This is a genomic window from Mesorhizobium sp. WSM4850, from assembly GCF_055811735.1.
Genome location: NZ_JBVVPV010000122.1, coordinates 1 through 2,161, shown reverse-complemented (window position 1 = coordinate 2,161; position 2,161 = coordinate 1). Strand labels below are relative to the sequence as shown.

1 protein-coding gene and 1 pseudogene are annotated in these 2,161 nt (G+C 60.3%); both read right to left on the bottom strand.

Annotation, left to right across the window (positions count from 1 at the left end; translation table 11 throughout):
* Window positions 1-205 (bottom strand): annotated as a pseudogene (locus tag AC0L2Z_RS35170) (amidohydrolase); the annotation flags it as partial.
* Between the two features lie 305 nt (window positions 206-510).
* Window positions 511-1,995: an aldehyde dehydrogenase gene (locus AC0L2Z_RS35165; protein ID WP_473630614.1), complete on the bottom strand. Its 1,485-nt coding sequence runs from the start codon at window positions 1,993-1,995 to the stop codon at window positions 511-513.
* Window positions 1,996-2,161: the final 166 nt, after the last annotated feature.

Sequence of the window (2,161 nt, the reverse complement as noted above, 5' to 3'; positions counted from 1 at the left end):
CGGCTACCTTCCCCGTGATGACACCGACAACGCCGGTCTTGCCAAGACCGGTCACGACCTGGTCGCAGCCAAACTCGCGCAGGCGTTCTGCGACGACTGCCGAGGTTCGATTGACGTCAAAGCCCATTTCGGGATGTGCGTGAATATCGCGGCGCCAGGCCACGATCTCAGGGAGCAGGTCGGCGACGCGATTGACGATGGCCATGGGAGTTTCCTTTCCAGTGGTTGGAATAAATGGAAGCCGAGCGCAATCGATCTGCATCAGTAGAACGGTCGAGATCTTACTATCTGCATCGGAGTTCGGTGGAACAAGCTGAAAGCGAGCCTTACAACTGCACCAAAACGTTCCCACGTCTCGTTTGGGAGCGGCTAACCTCGAATCTGAGCTACTTAATGCGCACATCGAACTAGCTGAGCGGGTAGCACAGAGCCTTTGCCGACCTATGACACTGTCAAACATCACGCCCGCTGCGCGCTTCGAACGAATAGCCGCTTACCGGCCCCGATCCTTTAGACTGCCTCTTGTTGAGGTGGGAAAATTGATTTGGTCTCAAGAAAGGCCGCCAGCCCCTCTGGCCCAAGTTCGCGGCCAAGACCGCTTCCTTTGACACCGCCGAATGGCGCATCGATGTGAAGTGTGTATCGGTTGATGCCCACGACGCCAGCCTCCACCCGGCGCGCAATCGCCATGCCCCGCTCGGGATTGGACGTGAATACCGCCCCGCCAAGGCCGTAAATCGTACCGTTGCAGATCGCGAGCGCTTCCTCCTCGTTGTCATACGGAATCACTGACACCACCGGCCCGAAGATCTCCTCCTGGGCGATCCGCATCGAGCTGTCCACGTCGCGGAAGACCGTTGGCTCAATGTAATATCCGACGTTAAGCCCCCGAGGACGAACACCGCCGGTCACGACCTTCGCGCCTTGTTCGCGTCCAGATGTGATGTACTCCTCGACGCGGTCGCGCTGCCGCTTCGCCACCAGTGGTCCGACCTGTGTCGCGGGATCGAGCGGGTGGCCCACGACGAGAACGGCCATCTTGCTTGCGATCCCCTCGACGACTTCATCGTAGCGTGCGCGCGGAGCAAGCACCCGAGTCAGGGCGTGACAAATCTGACCGCTGAACGGTATGCACGCCGGCGCAATTAACGGGAGAAACGTGTCAAGATCGGCGTCATCGAGCAGCAACGCCCCGGATTTACCACCTAGCTCGAGCGTGACGCGTGCGAAGCGCTCAGCGCAGGCCAGCGCAACCTGGCGGCCAGCGTGCGTTGACCCGGTAAAGGACACCTTGTCAACGCCGGGATGCGATGCGAGCAATGCTCCTGTTTCGCGCCCACCGAAGACGATATTCACGACGCCGGGGGGAATGCCTGCCTCGCCGAGGGCTTCTGCAAGCAGGTACGAGTCCAGTGATGCTTCCGGTGAAGGCTTGATGACCGTCGTACAACCAGCGGCCAGCGCCGGTGCCAGCTTCCACGCGATTGCTCCCTGAGGTCCGTTCCAAGGCACGATCAACCCGGCAACGCCTACCGGCTCTCTCCGAATGACCGTTCGCAGTCCGTGTCCGATGCGCTCGGACTCGACTTCGAGTTGATCAGCGAGTTCAGCATAATAGCGATAGTACTTTGATGTGCCGCTGCCATTCGACTGCACCGAGCTTGCAAGTGGCATCCCGATCTGCGCGGTGACAATCGCGCCGAGTTTCTCGGCGCGATCCTCGATTGCACGCGCGAGCCTGCGCAAATGATTGGCTCGCTCCGACGGCGGCAGCTGCGGCCACCCGGAGTTCCGGAACGCCGCACGCGCGGCGTCCACTGCGGCGGAAACGTCGTCCTTGTCGCCATCGGGTATTGTCGCAAATTCCTGCTCATCCGCGGGGTTCACGACCGCAATCCGGGCTGACGCGTGGGCCGGCCGGAGCTTCCCGTCGACATAAATATCGGCGTGCGCGCCTGTCATCAACCCGATGAATCTCTCGGTTGCCGTTGTCATTGCTGTGCCTCTCGCCATCTAGGTTGGTCCTTAAGGACTCAATCAGTTGTGTCCACCAGCAGGACGTGCTGCTACGCATCGACCTCGATGCCGGGAGTCGTTTCGGCGGGGTTGTTCTTCATATTGTCCTGTACAGCGCCAAGACTCTCGCGAACAATTGACAAAC

What these genes read in the sequence shown, in the direction of transcription:
- AC0L2Z_RS35165 (WP_473630614.1), bottom strand. Translation starts at nt 1,995, where the DNA reads ATGACAACGGCAACCGAGAGATTCATCGGGTTGATGACAGGCGCGCAC.